The following is a 13843-nucleotide window of genomic DNA, read 5'->3' as shown; positions in this document are numbered from 1 at the left end:
AACACGACACACCCAGCGATCCACAACAACCGCAGACGACGGCTGGGAGGGACAGGCCGTCCAACACGGCTCGAAAACGAGCGCCACCCGCGGCAACACCGCGAAGATCGCCGACATCCCGACGAGGCCGGTCACGCCCCGGAGATGATCTTCGCAACGTAGTCCCTTTCCGGCCCCTCCGGGGAATTGACACCGTTCCGGGCGTATCTCCGCGACGATCCCGGGCGTTCTGGTCAGTGCCCCGGCAGCTTTGTCGCCGCCGGCCGGCATCCGGCTCGGTCCGAGGGGACAGGCGAGATCGATGATGAAGCGCAGACGCCGGCTGGCCGTCGCGGCCGCCATGATCCCGTTCTCCCTGATGCCGGCCGGCTGCGGCCGGACAGCCGCCGCACCGGAGGCGGTTCCGCCCGCCTCGACGGCCGCCTCCACGGCCCCGGCCTGGGGCGGTGACCTGGTGCTGCCGGTGGGGCCGATCGGCACCGGCATCCAGCCCGAAGCCGACGACCGGACCCGGCGGGACGAGTCCCGGACGAGGTATGCCGAGGATGCCGTGGGCACCGAGATGGTCCCGGAACCGGACAGCACCCTGTTGCCCGAACAGCCCGTGGACATCGACCCGTCGGATGAACCCCTGCCGGAGACGGCTCCGCCGGATGAGAACCCGGCGGAAGGCCCCGACGAGATCCCCGAAGAGGTCCCGGAGGAGATCCCCGAGGAGGCGGAGGAACTGCCCGAGCCAGTCGTGACGGAATGAGCCGCGGCCGCGGGTCCCGGCCTCCTTCGCGTGACACCGCCGGACCGGAGGGGGAGGGACCGTTCTCGCTCTCCTGGGAGGCGCTGCAGTTCGTCGCTTCGACGGCCGCCGTCCTCGGCACCCTGCTCTACTATTTCGGCTGGGTCCGGACCCGGGCGACCCTGGCCTATTTCGGGGTGGACACCGGGCTTCTCGGTTTCGCCGCACCGGACTACCTGCTCCGCAGTGTCAACGCCGCCATCCCGCCGGCGATCGGGGCCGGCCTGCTGATCCTGGGACTCGCCACTCTGCAGATCTGGCTGCCGGGCCGGATCCCGGACACCCCGCGCGGCCGTCGTGGACGCCGGATCGCCGTCGTCGCCCTCCGCGGCGTTGCCGCGCTGCTGCTAGCGGTCGCGGCGGCCGGGATCGTCGCGCAGGACAGCATCGGGCGCCCGCTCGGCATCCTCCTGCCCCTCACCCTGCCGGCTGCCGCCGCTCTGCTCGTCGTGGCGCGCAAGATGTCGCCGCATCCCGGCAGCGACGCCCGTCGCGGACCGGGTACCGGGGAGGCCCGGGTGTGGACGTTCGTGGTGCTCATGCTGGGCTTCGTGGGTCTGCTTTGGGCCGACGCGCTCTACGCCGCCGACGTCGGCCGCCGGATGGCCGCCGCCATGGCGGACCGGCTCGCGCGGCAGCCGGAAGTCGTCCTCTACAGCGCTGACCGCCTGGCCGTGGCCGGTACCGGGGTCACCGTGACGACACCGGGCGGCACGGAGAACAAGTACGGGTTCCGCTACGCCGGGCTCCGGGTGCTGATCGCCGCGAACGACCGGTACCTGCTGCTGCCGGCGGGCTGGCGCCGGGGTGTCGACAGCGTCTTCGTGATCGAGAAGGACGACGACGTCCGGATCGACGTGCGGGTAGTGCCGTAGCCGGCTGATCAGTCCTGCAGGGCCTGCCAGATGCGGTCGGCGGTGTAGGGGAGTTCGGTCATGCGTACCCCCGTGGCGTCTCTGATCGCGTTGCCCAGCGCCGGGGAGACCGGGTTGAACGGGCTCTCGCTCATCGACTTGGCGCCGAGCGGGCCGATCGCGTCGGTCGTGTCGGCGAAGTGGACCTCGGTGAACGGGGTGTCCGCCACGGTGGGCAGGTGGTACTGGCGGAACGTCGTGGTCGTCACCCGGCCGTCCGCGTCGATGTCCACGTGTTCGGACAGGGTCGCGCCGAGTGCCTGCGCCACGCCACCCTCGATCTGACCGCGCAGTTGTCCCGGGTTCATCACCGTGCCCGCGTCGGCGCTGTGCACGCTGCGCAGGATCCGCAGTTCGCCGGTGTCCGGGTCGATCGCCACCCGGAACCACTGGGCGTTGAACGCCACCGACCGGGGTGTCCCGTCGAAGTGCCCCCGGCCGACGCCGGTCTCCGGCGACTGTTTCAGCGAGCGGGCGGCCCGCAGCACGGCACGGCCGGCGACGACGACACCGGTCGAGGCGAACGCGCCGGTGTCGTGGGCGACCACGTCGGTGTCGGACTGGCGGATCACGATCCGGTCGGGGGTGGTGCCCAGTTCGTCGGCGGCGATCTGGGCGTGCACGGTGGTGCTGCCGTTGCCGAATTCGGCGGTGCCGACCGACAGTTCGTACCGGCCGTCCGGCAGGGTGCGGATCGTCGCGTCGGCGAAGTGGCCGCCGGGCGGGCCGGCCGCGATCATCGCGATCGCCATGCCCTCGCCGACCAGCCACCCGTCCGGGGCGTCGTCCTGTGTGAGGCCGGCCGCGCGGATCCGGTCCAGGCACTGGTCCAGGCCGTAACTGGCGATGCCCAGGTCGTCGACGTGCTCGCCGGGGGCGGTCAGGTCGTCGCCGGGGCGGACCACGTTGCGTTCGCGGAACGTGACCGGGTCCATGCCGATGCCGCGGGCCACCTCGTCGAGGACCTGTTCGACGGCGAAGGTGACCTGGCCGAGGCCGTACCCGCGGAACGCGCCGGCCGGCACCGTGTTGGTGTAGACCGTCATCGCGTCGGTGCGCATGTTCGCGCACCGGTAGACGGCGAGTGTCTCGTGGCAGCCGTGGAACATCACCGACCTGCCGTGGTTGCCGTACGCGCCGGTGTCCACCAGCACGTCCAGTTGCAGAGCGGTCAGGGTGCCGTCGCGGCGGGCGCCGGCGGTGGCGGTCACGACGAACGGGTGGCGGGTGGTGGCGCCGGTGAACTGTTCGGTGCGGGTGTACTCCCAGCGGACCGGGCGGCCCAGGCGCAGCACGGCGAGCGCGACCAGGTCCTCGGTGAGCATCTCCTGTTTGCCGCCGAATCCGCCGCCGACCCGGCCGGCCATCACCCGGACCCGGTCGGTGGGCAGGTCGTAGAGGCGGGCGAGCAGCCGCCGGGTCAGGAACGGTGTCTGGGTGCTGGAGCGGATGACGAGCCGGCCGTCGTCGTCGAGCCATCCGACCGAGCCGTGCGTCTCGAGGCTGGCATGCTGCACCCGCGGCGTCCGGAATGTCGCCCCGTAAACGAAGTCCGCCGCGGAGAACCCAGCGGAGACATCGCCGATGGAAGCATGCAATTCCCCGACGACATTGGAAGAAGCCCGGGAAATACCGTCGGATTCGGACTTGTCGCCGTGGATCGGCGGCGAGGTGACCGCCGACGACGGGTCGACGACAGCCGCCAACAGCGAATATGTCACGACGAGACGCCGACAGCCCTCCTCCGCGGCCGCCTCCGACGAGGCGACCACCGCCGCGACCCGCTGCCCGATGAACCGCACGACATCGTCCAGGATCCGGGTGTCGTAGGGATCCTCCGACTCGGTCTCGTGCTGCGCCGTCGAGAACAGCACATCCGGCACGTCGGCGTGCGTGAACACCGCCTCCACCCCCGGCACCGCCAGCGCCGCCGACGCATCGATCGCCACGATCCGCGCGTGCGCGTGCGGCGACCGCAGCACTTTCAGATGCAGCACGCCCGGCACGTCGATGTCGAAGGTGTACCGCGCCGTCCCGGTCACCACCGCAGGGCCGGCCGGCGCGCCCAGGCTAGACCCGACCGCACGGCCGGTGCCGGGAGCAGGGCAGGCGGGGGCACAGGACTCCGGACCGCCTCTGACGGCGTCGGTGACAGCACGGTATCCCGTACAACGGCAGAGATTTCCCTTGAGGGACCGCGGCAGGTCCTCGCGCTGCTCCGGGGTCAGCGCCGCGGTTGTCATGATCATTCCGGCGGTGCAGAAGCCGCACTGGAATCCCTGCGCGTCCAGGAAACTCTGCTGCACCGGGTGCAGTCCGTCGTCCCCGGCGAGCCCCTCGATCGTCGTCACGCTGCGCCCCTGGGCGCGGAAGGCCGGATAGACGCAGCTGTGCACGGGTCTCCCGTCGACGTGCACGGTGCACGCCCCGCAGTCCCCGCTGTCGCAGCCCTTCTTGACCCCGAAGCAGCCCTGTTCCCGCAGGTAGGTGCGCAGGCATTGCCCCGGCCGGGGTTCCCCGGAATGCGTCTCGCCGTTGATCTCCATGCTCACTCGACCAGCTCCGCTCTGATCTGTTCCGCATAGTGCCTGGTCAAATGTTGTCGCCACAGTGGCCGCCCGTGCACGTCGTCGACGTAGTCCGCCAGCGACAGCACCGCCAGCGCCTCCGCGAGATCGGTTGCCGAGGGGGATGACGGGAATCGCAGCACGTGCGGCCGGTGCGTGGCCGCGGTGATCGTCAGGCTCAGGCCCCCGGCGGGCTCCGCCCGGCCGATCACCAGCACCGCGCTGCGTCCGTGCCGGTGCAGGGATCCTCTGCGGTACGCCGTCCGTGAGCCCAGCGCCTCCCCCGGCAGACGGATCGACCGCAGGAGTTCCCCGTCGCGCAGCAGGGTCGTGCCCTGCCCCGTCACGAAGTCCGCCGCCGGCACCACCCGCTGGGTGCCGTCCGGCCCGAGCAGCAGCAGTGTCGCGTCGAGCGCCACGGTCAGCGAGATCATCGGCCCGGCCGGCAGGGCGGCGCAGAGGTTCCCGCCGACGGTCGCCACGTTCCAGATCTTGAAGGAGGCCAGGAACGCGTGGCAGCACTGCCGGACGATCCCGTGCCGGGCGAGGCGTTCGGCGAGGTCGGCGATGGTGCAGGTGGCGGCGATCTCGACGGCGCCGTCGTCGTGGACCCGCAGCGACGGCCACCCGGCCGACGGCAGGTCGAGCAGGCGCCGCACGTCCGGTCGTGGCTCGCTGAACAGCGCGGTCCCGCCACCCAGCCAGGCGTCGCCGGGGCGCCACGAGCCGGGCGCGGCGGGACTGATCACTTCGGTGACGGTGTGCAGATCCACGTTCGTACGCTACGTGACCCGTGTTTCGGATCTTGGCAAACCGTTTCCCCGATGTGTCCAGGGGCCGCGGTCACCGGGGGTCCGGGTCCCCCTCGGGACCTTCGGCCCCGCCCGCGGACGTTTTTCGGGACCTTCGCCCCTGATCGGCGTGCGACGCGGCGAGCAGGGTCAGGGGAGACTCACATCGAAAGGACGTCCGTGGACGCGCTCGATCTGTCACGGTGGCAATTCGGCATCATCACCGTGTACCACTACATCTTCGTCCCCATCACGATCGGGCTCTCCTTCCTGGTGGCCGGCATCCAGACCGCCTGGGTGCGCACCGGCCGGGAGAAGTACCTGCGGGCGACGAAGTTCTGGGGCAAACTCTTCCTGATCAACTTCGCCATCGGGGTGGTCACCGGCATCGTGCAGGAGTTCCAGTTCGGCATGAACTGGTCGGACTACTCGCGGTTCGTCGGCGACATCTTCGGTGCGCCGCTCGCCATCGAGGGTCTTCTGGCCTTCTTCCTGGAGTCGACCTTCCTGGGACTCTGGATCTTCGGCTGGGACAAGCTCCCGAAGAAGGTCCACCTGGCCACGATCTGGACCGCCGCGACCGGCACCCTGCTGTCGGCGTACTTCATCCTGGCCGCGAACTCGTGGATGCAGCACCCGGTCGGCTGGACGATGGGCGACGGCCGCGCGGAGCTGACCAGCATCGGCGCGGTCCTCACCAACTCGACGACCCTGGTCACCTTCCCGCACACCGTCACCGCCTGCTTCCTGACCGCCGGTGCGGTGATGCTCACCGTCAGCGCCTGGCACATCCGGCGCCGCAACCAGGACGAGGTGTTCCGCCCGTCCCTGAAGATCGGCGCCTGGGTGGTCCTGGTCTCCGGGGTGCTCGTGATGATCACCGGTGACATCCAGGCCCGGGTGATGACCGAGCAGCAGCCGATGAAGATGGCCGCGGCCGAGGCGCTCTACGACAGCACCGAGAGCGCGTCGTTCTCGCTGTTCACCATCGGTTCGCTGGACGGCTCCGAGGAGCTGTACAGCGTGCGGATCCCGTCGCTGCTGTCGTTCATGGCGACCGGCTCGCCGGACGGCGAGGTCGAGGGCATCAACGACGTGCAGCGCGAATACCAGCAGACGTACGGCGAGGGCGACTACACACCGGTCGTGCCGGTCACCTACTGGTCGTTCCGCCTGATGATCGGGTTCGGCGGTCTGGCCATGGTGGTCGCGCTGGCCTGCCTCTGGTTCACCCGCGGCGGCCGCCTGCCGCAGAGCCGTCTGCTCTGGATCGGCGCGCTGACCACGGTGGCGATGCCGCTGCTGGCCAACTCGTTCGGCTGGATCTTCACCGAGATGGGCCGTCAGCCCTGGTCGGTGTTCGGACTGCTCAAGACCGAGGACTCGGTGTCCCCGTCGGTCTCCACCGGTGAGGCCGCGACCGGCCTGATCGTGCTGACCCTGGTCTACGGGGTGCTCGCCGCCATCGAGGTCGGGCTGTTCCTGAAGTACGCCAAGGCGGGCGCACCGGAGATCACGCCGGAGTCCGACGAAGCCGACAAGCCGCTCGCGTTCGCGTACTGAGGAATCGACGACATGGATCTCACCACTTTCTGGTTCCTGCTGATCGGCGTCCTCTGGGCCGGGTACTTCCTGCTCGAGGGCTTCGACTTCGGCGTCGGCATCCTGCTGCCCGTCCTCGGCAGGGACGACCGCAGCCGCCGCCTGGCCATCAACACCATCGGACCGGTCTGGGACGGCAACGAGGTGTGGCTGATCGTGGCCGGTGGCGCCACGTTCGCCGCGTTCCCCGAGTGGTACGCCACCCTGTTCTCCGGGTTCTTCCTGCCGCTGCTGCTCATCCTGGTCGCGCTGATCGTGCGCGGTGTCGCGTTCGAGTACCGCGGCAAACGTGACGGTGCCGTCTGGAGGAAACGCTGGGACACCGCGATCTTCTGGAGCAGCCTGATCCCGGCGATCCTCTGGGGTGTCGCGTTCGGCAACATCGTGCGCGGGGTGCCGCTGGACGCGAACCACGAGTACGTCGGCGGGTTCTTCAACCTGCTGAACCCGTACGCGCTGCTCGGCGGCCTGACCACCCTCGCGCTGTTCACCCTGCACGGCGCGGTGTTCCTGGCGCTCAAGACCGACGGACCGATGCGCGAGCAGGCCGGCGCGCTGGCCGCCAAGCTGGCCGTGGCCGCCGTCCCGGTCGCCGCCGCGTTCCTGATCTGGACCGGCATCGCGAGCGGTGACGTCTGGGGCATCGCGGTCTCGGTGCCGGCGGCGCTCGCCCTGGTCGCCGCGGTCGTGCTGACCCGGGTACGCCGGGAGGGCTGGGCCTTCACCGCGACCGCCGCGACCATCGTGCTCGCCACCGCCGCGCTGTTCGTGACGCTGTTCCCGAACGTGATGCCGTCCACGCTGGACGCGGCCAACAGTCTGACCACCACGAACGCCTCGTCGACGCCGTACACGCTGACGGTGATGACCTGGGTGGCGGTCTGCTTCACCCCGCTCGTGCTGATCTACCAGAGCTGGACGTACTGGGTGTTCCGCAAGCGCCTGAAGCTGAGCGACATCCCGGCGTGAAACCCCTCGACCCGAGGCTGTTGAGGTACGCCCGTGCGACGCGGGCGTACCTGGTGGCCACCGTCGCCCTCGGCGCCGTGCACGCGGCGCTGCTGATCACCCTCGCCTTCCTGCTGGCCGACGCGATCACCGGTGTGTTCCTGCACGGCGCCGGGGTGCCGCAGCTGCTCCCGCTGATCGCCGTGGTCGCCGCCCGCTCGGTGGTGGCCTGGCTGCAGGAGGTGGCGGCGACCCGCTCCGCCGCGGCGGTCAAGAGCGAACTGCGCCGGCGTCTGCTGGCGCACGTGGCCGGCCTCGGGCCGTACCACCGCACGCCGGCCGGGGAGATCGCCACCCTGGCCGGCCACGGGCTGGACGCGCTGGACGCGTACTTCGCCCGCTACCTGCCGCAGCTGGTCCTGTCCGTGCTGGTGCCGGGCCTGCTGCTGGCCCGGCTGCTGCCCGCCGACCTGATCGCCACCCTCACCATCGCGGTGACGCTGCCGTTGATCCCGGTCTTCATGGCACTGGTCGGCATGCACACCGAGGCGGCCACCAAACGGCAGTTCCGGCTGCTGGCCCGGCTGTCGCACCACTTCCTCGACGTGGTCGCCGGGCTGCCCACCCTCAAACTGTTCGGCCGGGCCGGGGCGCAGGCCGGGATCATCCGGCGGATCAGCGGCGAGCAGCGGCAGCAGACCATGCGGACGCTGCGTACCGCGTTCCTGTCGTCGCTGGTCCTGGAACTGCTGGCCACCCTGTCGGTGGCGCTGGTCGCGGTCGGCATCGGCCTGCGGCTGGTGCACGGCGAACTGGACCTGGCGACCGCGCTGACGGTGCTGATCCTGGCGCCGGAGGCGTACCGGCCGCTGCGCGAGGTGGGCGCGAACTACCACGCCAGCGCCGAGGGCCTGGCCGCGGTGGAGGAGGTCTTCGCGATCCTCGAGACGCCGCTGCCCGCCGAGGGCGGTGCGGCTCCCCGCGACGGTGCCCTCGTGTTCGACCAGGTGGAAGTCCGGTTCCCCGGCCGGGCCGAACCCGCGCTCCGGTTGTCCGCGACGATCGAGCCCGGGGAGATCGTGGCGCTGACCGGGCCGTCCGGGTGCGGCAAGTCGACAGCGCTCGCCGCGCTGCTGGGCTTCGTCTCACCGGCCTCCGGCACGATCACCGTCGGAGGCGTCGATCGGGAAACGATCGCTCCCACCGCGTGGCGGTCGAAGATCGCCTGGGTGCCGCAACGACCGCATCTGATCGCCGGGACCGTGCGCGAGAACATCGCGTTGACCGGCGCGGACCACGACGCGGTCGTCGAGGCCGCCCGGCTGGCCGGTGCCGACACCTTCATCGCCGCACTCCCCGACGGCTACGACACCCTGCTCGGTGACGCCGGTTCGGGCCTGTCCGCGGGACAACGACAGCGCATCGCCCTGGCGCGGGCGTTCCTGAAGGACGCGCCGATCGTGCTGCTCGACGAGCCGACGGCCAACCTGGACACCACCACCGCCGCCGAGGTGATGGACGCGATCCGCCGCCTGGCCCACGGGCGGACGGTACTGATCGCGGCCCACCGTCCGGAACTGATCGCCCTCGCCGACCGGGAGCTCCGTCTCGCCGGCTCGCTGACTCCCGCAGGTGCCTGAGATGACCGTGCTCCGCGCGTACCCCCTGATCAAGCCGGCGGCGGGTCGCCTGGCTCTCGCCGTGCTGGCCGGAGCGGGAGCGGCCGGTGCCGCCGTCGCCCTGACCGCGGTCTCCGCCTGGCTGATCTCCCGGGCCGCGCTGCACCCGCCGGTGCTGCACCTGATGGTGGCGATCGTCGCGGTCCGCGCGTTCGGTCTGAGCCGCGGCGTGCTGCGTTACCTGGAACGGCTGATCGGGCACGACGCCGCGTTCCGGATCCTCGGCGACGTGCGGGCCCGGCTGTTCACCCGGCTGGAGCGCCTGGCGCCGGCCGGCCTGGCCGACTTCCGGCGCGCGGACCTGGCGCAACGGCTGGCCGCCGACGTGGACGCGGTCCTCGACCTGGTCACCCGGGTGGCACTGCCCTACGCGGTGGCCGCCGTGGTCGGCCTGGCCGCGGTGCTGGTGGTGGGCGCGCTGGTCCCGGTCGCGGGCCTCACCCTCGCGGTCGCGCTGCTGGTGGTCGCGATCGGGGTGCCGCTGCTGCAACGTGCCGCGGCGCGGCGTGCCGACGGACGACTCGCTCCGCTGCGCGGTGAGCTCACCACCGGTGTGGTCGATCTGCTGCACGGGCTTGCGGATTTCTCGGTGTACGGGGCACAGCAGTCCCGTCTGTCCCGGCTCGACGACGTGGACGCCCGGATGACGCAGGCGAGCCGCCGGTCGGCGAACGTGGCCGGGCTGTCCGCCGCGGTGACCGTGCTGAGCACCGGCGTGTGCGTGCTGGTCGGGCTGGCCGCGGGTGCCGTGGCGGTCCGCTCCGGCGCCCTGCCCGGGGAACTGCTGGCGCTGGTGGTGCTCACGCCGATGGCGGTCTTCGAGATCGCCGGGCCGCTGCCGATGGCGGCGCAGACCTACGTCTCGGCGCGTGCTTCGATGCGCCGGTTGGCGGAGTTGTGGGACGCGCCCTCGCCGCTCTCCTCCCTCGGCTCTTCGCCGGCGACTCCTGTTTTTTCGGACATTCCCGAAATCCGGGTGGAGAACGTGACCGCGGGATGGGTGCCGGGACGGACCGCGGTCAGTGGCGTCTCGCTCACGCTGCCGCCCGGGGGCCGGGTGGCGCTGGTCGGGCCGAGCGGGTCCGGCAAGAGCACGGTGGCCGCCCTGCTGGTCCGGTTCCTCGATCCGCGCGCCGGGCGGGTCACCCTCGACGGCACGGATCTGCGGTCGATCGTGCCGGAACGGGTCCGGGAGGTCGTCGGCTACCTGCCCGAGGACGCGTACCTGTTCGACACCACGATCGGCGACAACCTGCGGATCGCCCGCCCGGACGCGACCGGCGCCGCGCTGGAGCAGGCGCTCGCCTCGGCCCGGCTGCTGGACTGGGTGCGGACCCTGCCGGACGGGCTGGACACCCTGGTCGGCGAACACGGGATGGCCCTCTCCGGAGGGCAGCGGCGCCGGCTGGCCCTGGCCCGGATCCTGCTCGGCGACGCGCGGGTGCTGATCCTGGACGAACCGACCGAGCACCTCGACGACGAGACGGCCGGGGAGCTGACCCGGGATTTGCTGGCCGCGGCCGGGCACCGGTCGGTCCTGCTGATCACCCACCGCGAGGCCGATCTGGACGGTCTCGACGTCGTGCGGCTCTGAGTCCCGTCAGGCCGGCACCGACGCCGCGGCTTCCCGCTCCTCGCTCGTCAACGGTCCGGGGGCGACCGGGAACGTCAGCGTGAAGGTGCTCCCCCTGCCCACCACCGACTGCACCGCGATGGTGCCGCTGTGGTCGCGGATGATGTCCCGGACGATCGCCAGGCCCAGCCCCGGGCCCTGCACCGCCTGGTCCATCGCGTTGCCGGCCCGGTGGAACGGGGTGAACAGGCCCGGCACGTCCTCGGCCGGGATCCCGATCCCGGTGTCGGTGACGGTGATCGTCACGGTCCGGTCGTCGGCGGTCAGCAGCAGGGACACGCTGCCGCCGCCCGGGGTGAACTTGATGGCGTTGTCGAGCAGCTTGCGTAGTGCCCGCTGCAGCTGGACCCGGTCGCCCAGCACCCACGCCTGGTCCGCCTCGGCCGCCGAGAACGTCACCGTCAGGTCCTTGGACCGGGCCGCGTTGCCCAGTTCGTGGTGGACGGCGGTGGCGATCGCGACCAGGTCCAGCGGTTCCGGCTCGCCGACGGCGCCGGAGTCCGGGCGGTCCAGCAGCACCAGGTCGCCGATGGTGTCGTGCAGCCGGTGGGCGTTGCGCATGATCGCGCTCAGTGCCCGGCGCTGCAGCGGCGACAGCCCGGCGAAGTCCTCCTCGCTGATCATCTCGGTGTACCCGAGGATGCTGGTCAGCGGTGTCCGCAACTCGTGGGTGACGGTCTGGATGAAGACGTCCTTGCGCTGGTCGAGCAGGCGCAGCTCGCTGATCAGGCGGGCCTGGTCCTGCTGGAAGGCCACCTGCCGGAGCACCCGCTCGATCTCCTGGGCCACCGCGGTGAGCAGCCGCTGCTCGGACTCCGTCCAGTCCACCGGCCCGACCCGGTAGACATGCAGGAAGCCGGGCTCCGAGGGCCCGGCCATCGCCACGCCGAAACCGCCGTCGGCACGCACCCCGGCGCGGCCCGGCGGCCCGGCGAGCAGGTCGTCCTCCACCGGCGCGGACAGGCCGCCGGCCCGGCCCGGCCAGTGGACCGCGACCATGGCGCCGGACGGGTGGGCGAACCGGCAGTAGACCGCGTCGGCGCCGACCGCCGAGCCGACCAGCTGGGCGATGCGGCGCCCGGTCACCGCCGGATCGCGGCTGCTGCGCTCGGAACTCTTCTCCTGCAACTCCACGCCGACCGCCTGCCGCAACCCGGCGCGGGCGGCGCGGGCCTGCTCGGCGGCGAGCAGGGTCTCGGTCTGGGCGGCCAGGTCGTTGAGGGCGTCGGTCACCGACCGCATCTCCCGCCCGCCGGCCGGCGTGGCCCGCGCCGAACGGTCGCCGGCCGCCAGGCTGCGGATGGTGTCACCCAGGTTGGCGAGGGGAACCAGGAGCTGCCGCCGGGCGGTCCGGACCACCAGACAGCCGACCACCAGGATCACCCCGACCAGTACCGCGGCGATCAGGTCCACCAGTTCGGTGGCCTCCCGGCCGGACTTCGCCTCGGCCTGGTACTCGGCCTCGATCGCGGCGGCGGACTCCCTGTTGACCAGGCGCAGCGTGTCGAAGAGCTGTTTGCCCCCGGAGATCAGGGCCTCGTCGGTGTTCGTCACGCCGGCCGCCACGATCGGACCGGCGTACTCGGTGAACCAGGCCCGGGCTGCCAGGTTCTCCTCGACGAGCTTCTGCCGCACGGTCGCGTCCCGGGTGTGGCCGGCCGCCGTGTTGAGCGCCGCGAAGACCGCCTCCCGCGCCGGTGGGTACGGCTCCAGGAACAGGTTCTCGCCGGTCAGCTGGAAGCCGCGCACGCTGGTCTCGGCGTCGGTCATCCGTTGCAGGATCTCGTCGTTGGCCAGCCGGGCCACCTCGATCCGTTCCATCCGTGACTCGTGGCCGGACCGGACCCGGCCGCCGACCGCGAACTGCACCACCAGGAAGGTCACCCACAGCAGGAACAGCGCGGCGAACCCCACGTTGAGCCGGCGCTGCACGCTCATCAGCGGCGCTCCTCGGGGGCGTTCATGCACCTCACTTCGGCAGGAGCGCCGGGTGACCTAAGGCACGCGCGGAAGAGCCGCCGACTTTTGTTACCTATCCGCAACAATCCAGGCCTTGCGTACCACGGGTAACGGATAACTGGCGCTTTTGCCGGAATTGCCGGATCAAGGCGTGGAGCCGCATCACGGAGAGTCAAGTTGATCAATGTGATCCGGGTTACCGGCAGGTAGCCCAGACCCTTGTTCCCGCCGGTCGGTAGCGGCAACATTTCCCGCACATTACGGTCGCGCCATCGACACCCGTCGCTGCGGCCGCTCTCCCCGGGAGGCTTCGCGTGCAGGATCAGCAGCTCGGCGGGCGCACCGACTGGCGCCGGTTCGCGGTGGCGGTGGGCCTGCCCGCGGTCGTCGCCGGCGGCCTCGTCCTCGCCCTGGCCGAAGGCGCGCTGGCCGCGAACTTCACGGTCTCCGGCGCCCAGTTCAAACTCTCCGCCGACAGCCTCGTCGGCGAAGGCTTCACCCAGTACGGCAGCACCCTCGACACCGACGACCCGGACTACGAGGACGGCGAGATCCCGGCCGCCATGTCCGGCATCCGGCACGCCACCCTGACCAACCTCTGCCAGTCGGTGGCGGCCGGCCCGCTCACCCTGCGGATCGAGGCCGGCGGCGACCCGGCCCACCCGGTCGAAGCCGACGACCTGCTGATCGGCATGTCCGACCTGGGCGGCGACGCGGTGTTCGAGGACATCCAGATCGGCCTGGACGCGTCCACCCTCACCGGAGACGGCTCCGAGACGCACGGGGCGGCCGGCTCGTTCGGCCAGCAGGCCGGCACGGTCACCATCACGAACCTGCGGCAGCAGGCGTACTACACCTCGGCCTCGACGTTCACGCTGAACGGCATGACCCTCAAGCTCCACATCGGCGGCTCGCACGAGTGCTTCGCGGACTGACCCGGTCCGTTCCCCCGTTGCT

General features: G+C 71.3%; 10 protein-coding genes. 7 read left to right on the top strand and 3 right to left on the bottom strand.

Translation table 11 applies throughout. From position 1 onward, the window contains the following. Positions 1-301: 301 nt before the first annotated feature. Together WH85_RS26515 and WH85_RS26510 are read left to right on the top strand one after the other, a co-directional pair. Complete coding sequence (locus WH85_RS26515; RefSeq protein ID WP_045744729.1) at positions 302-754, top strand: hypothetical protein; 453 nt, start codon at positions 302-304, stop codon at positions 752-754. Then, positions 751-1668 (top strand): hypothetical protein, encoded by a 918-nt coding sequence (locus WH85_RS26510; protein ID WP_045744728.1) that lies wholly within the window; start codon positions 751-753, stop codon positions 1666-1668. Before WH85_RS26515 ends, WH85_RS26510 begins: the two co-directional genes overlap by 4 nt. Positions 1669-1676: 8 nt before the next feature. On the opposite strand, the gene WH85_RS26505 is transcribed toward WH85_RS26510, so the two are convergent. Further along, the gene (locus WH85_RS26505) at positions 1677-4253 is read right to left on the bottom strand and encodes a molybdopterin-dependent oxidoreductase (protein WP_045744727.1); all 2577 of its coding nucleotides are present in this window, start codon (positions 4251-4253) and stop codon (positions 1677-1679) included. A gap of 2 nt (positions 4254-4255) precedes the next feature. After that, the gene (locus WH85_RS26500; protein WP_045744726.1) at positions 4256-5047 is read right to left on the bottom strand and encodes an FAD binding domain-containing protein; all 792 of its coding nucleotides are present in this window, start codon (positions 5045-5047) and stop codon (positions 4256-4258) included. A gap of 198 nt (positions 5048-5245) precedes the next feature. On the opposite strand from WH85_RS26500, the gene WH85_RS26495 reads away from it, so the two are divergent. Genes WH85_RS26495 through cydC form a run of 4 tightly spaced genes read left to right on the top strand, consistent with a single transcriptional unit; the run spans position 5246 to position 10888 of the window. Continuing rightward, positions 5246-6628, top strand: a complete 1383-nt coding sequence (locus WH85_RS26495; RefSeq protein ID WP_045744725.1) for a cytochrome ubiquinol oxidase subunit I — start codon at positions 5246-5248, stop codon at positions 6626-6628. Between the two features lie 12 nt (positions 6629-6640). Continuing rightward, the gene (gene cydB / locus WH85_RS26490; protein WP_045744724.1) at positions 6641-7636 is read left to right on the top strand and encodes a cytochrome d ubiquinol oxidase subunit II; all 996 of its coding nucleotides are present in this window, start codon (positions 6641-6643) and stop codon (positions 7634-7636) included. Beyond that, positions 7633-9255: a thiol reductant ABC exporter subunit CydD gene (gene cydD, locus WH85_RS26485; protein WP_045744723.1), complete on the top strand. Its 1623-nt coding sequence runs from the start codon at positions 7633-7635 to the stop codon at positions 9253-9255. Before cydB ends, cydD begins: the two co-directional genes overlap by 4 nt. 1 nt (position 9256) lies before the next feature. Next, positions 9257-10888: a thiol reductant ABC exporter subunit CydC gene (cydC, locus tag WH85_RS26480; RefSeq protein WP_045744722.1), complete on the top strand. Its 1632-nt coding sequence runs from the start codon at positions 9257-9259 to the stop codon at positions 10886-10888. Between the two features lie 6 nt (positions 10889-10894). Here the strand turns inward: cydC and WH85_RS26475 are convergent, their stop codons facing one another. Beyond that, complete coding sequence (locus WH85_RS26475; RefSeq protein ID WP_045744721.1) at positions 10895-12865, bottom strand: ATP-binding protein; 1971 nt, start codon at positions 12863-12865, stop codon at positions 10895-10897. A gap of 335 nt (positions 12866-13200) precedes the next feature. On the opposite strand from WH85_RS26475, the gene WH85_RS26470 reads away from it, so the two are divergent. Next, positions 13201-13821, top strand: a complete 621-nt coding sequence (locus WH85_RS26470) for a DUF6230 family protein (protein ID WP_045744720.1) — start codon at positions 13201-13203, stop codon at positions 13819-13821. Positions 13822-13843 lie beyond the last annotated feature (22 nt).

This window comes from Actinoplanes rectilineatus (genome assembly GCF_000962825.1).
GTDB lineage: Bacteria > Actinomycetota > Actinomycetes > Mycobacteriales > Micromonosporaceae > Actinoplanes > Actinoplanes rectilineatus.
The sequence above is the reverse complement of the archived record's forward strand: the minus strand, read 5'-3'. Positions and strand labels throughout refer to the sequence as shown.

What these genes read in the sequence shown, in the direction of transcription:
- WH85_RS26515 (WP_045744729.1), top strand. Translation starts at nt 302, where the DNA reads ATGATGAAGCGCAGACGCCGGCTGGCCGTCGCGGCCGCCATGATCCCG.
- WH85_RS26510 (WP_045744728.1), top strand. Translation starts at nt 751, where the DNA reads ATGAGCCGCGGCCGCGGGTCCCGGCCTCCTTCGCGTGACACCGCCGGA.
- WH85_RS26505 (WP_045744727.1), bottom strand. Translation starts at nt 4,253, where the DNA reads ATGGAGATCAACGGCGAGACGCATTCCGGGGAACCCCGGCCGGGGCAA.
- cydB (WP_045744724.1), top strand. Translation starts at nt 6,641, where the DNA reads ATGGATCTCACCACTTTCTGGTTCCTGCTGATCGGCGTCCTCTGGGCC.
- cydC (WP_045744722.1), top strand. Translation starts at nt 9,257, where the DNA reads ATGACCGTGCTCCGCGCGTACCCCCTGATCAAGCCGGCGGCGGGTCGC.
- WH85_RS26475 (WP_045744721.1), bottom strand. Translation starts at nt 12,865, where the DNA reads ATGAGCGTGCAGCGCCGGCTCAACGTGGGGTTCGCCGCGCTGTTCCTG.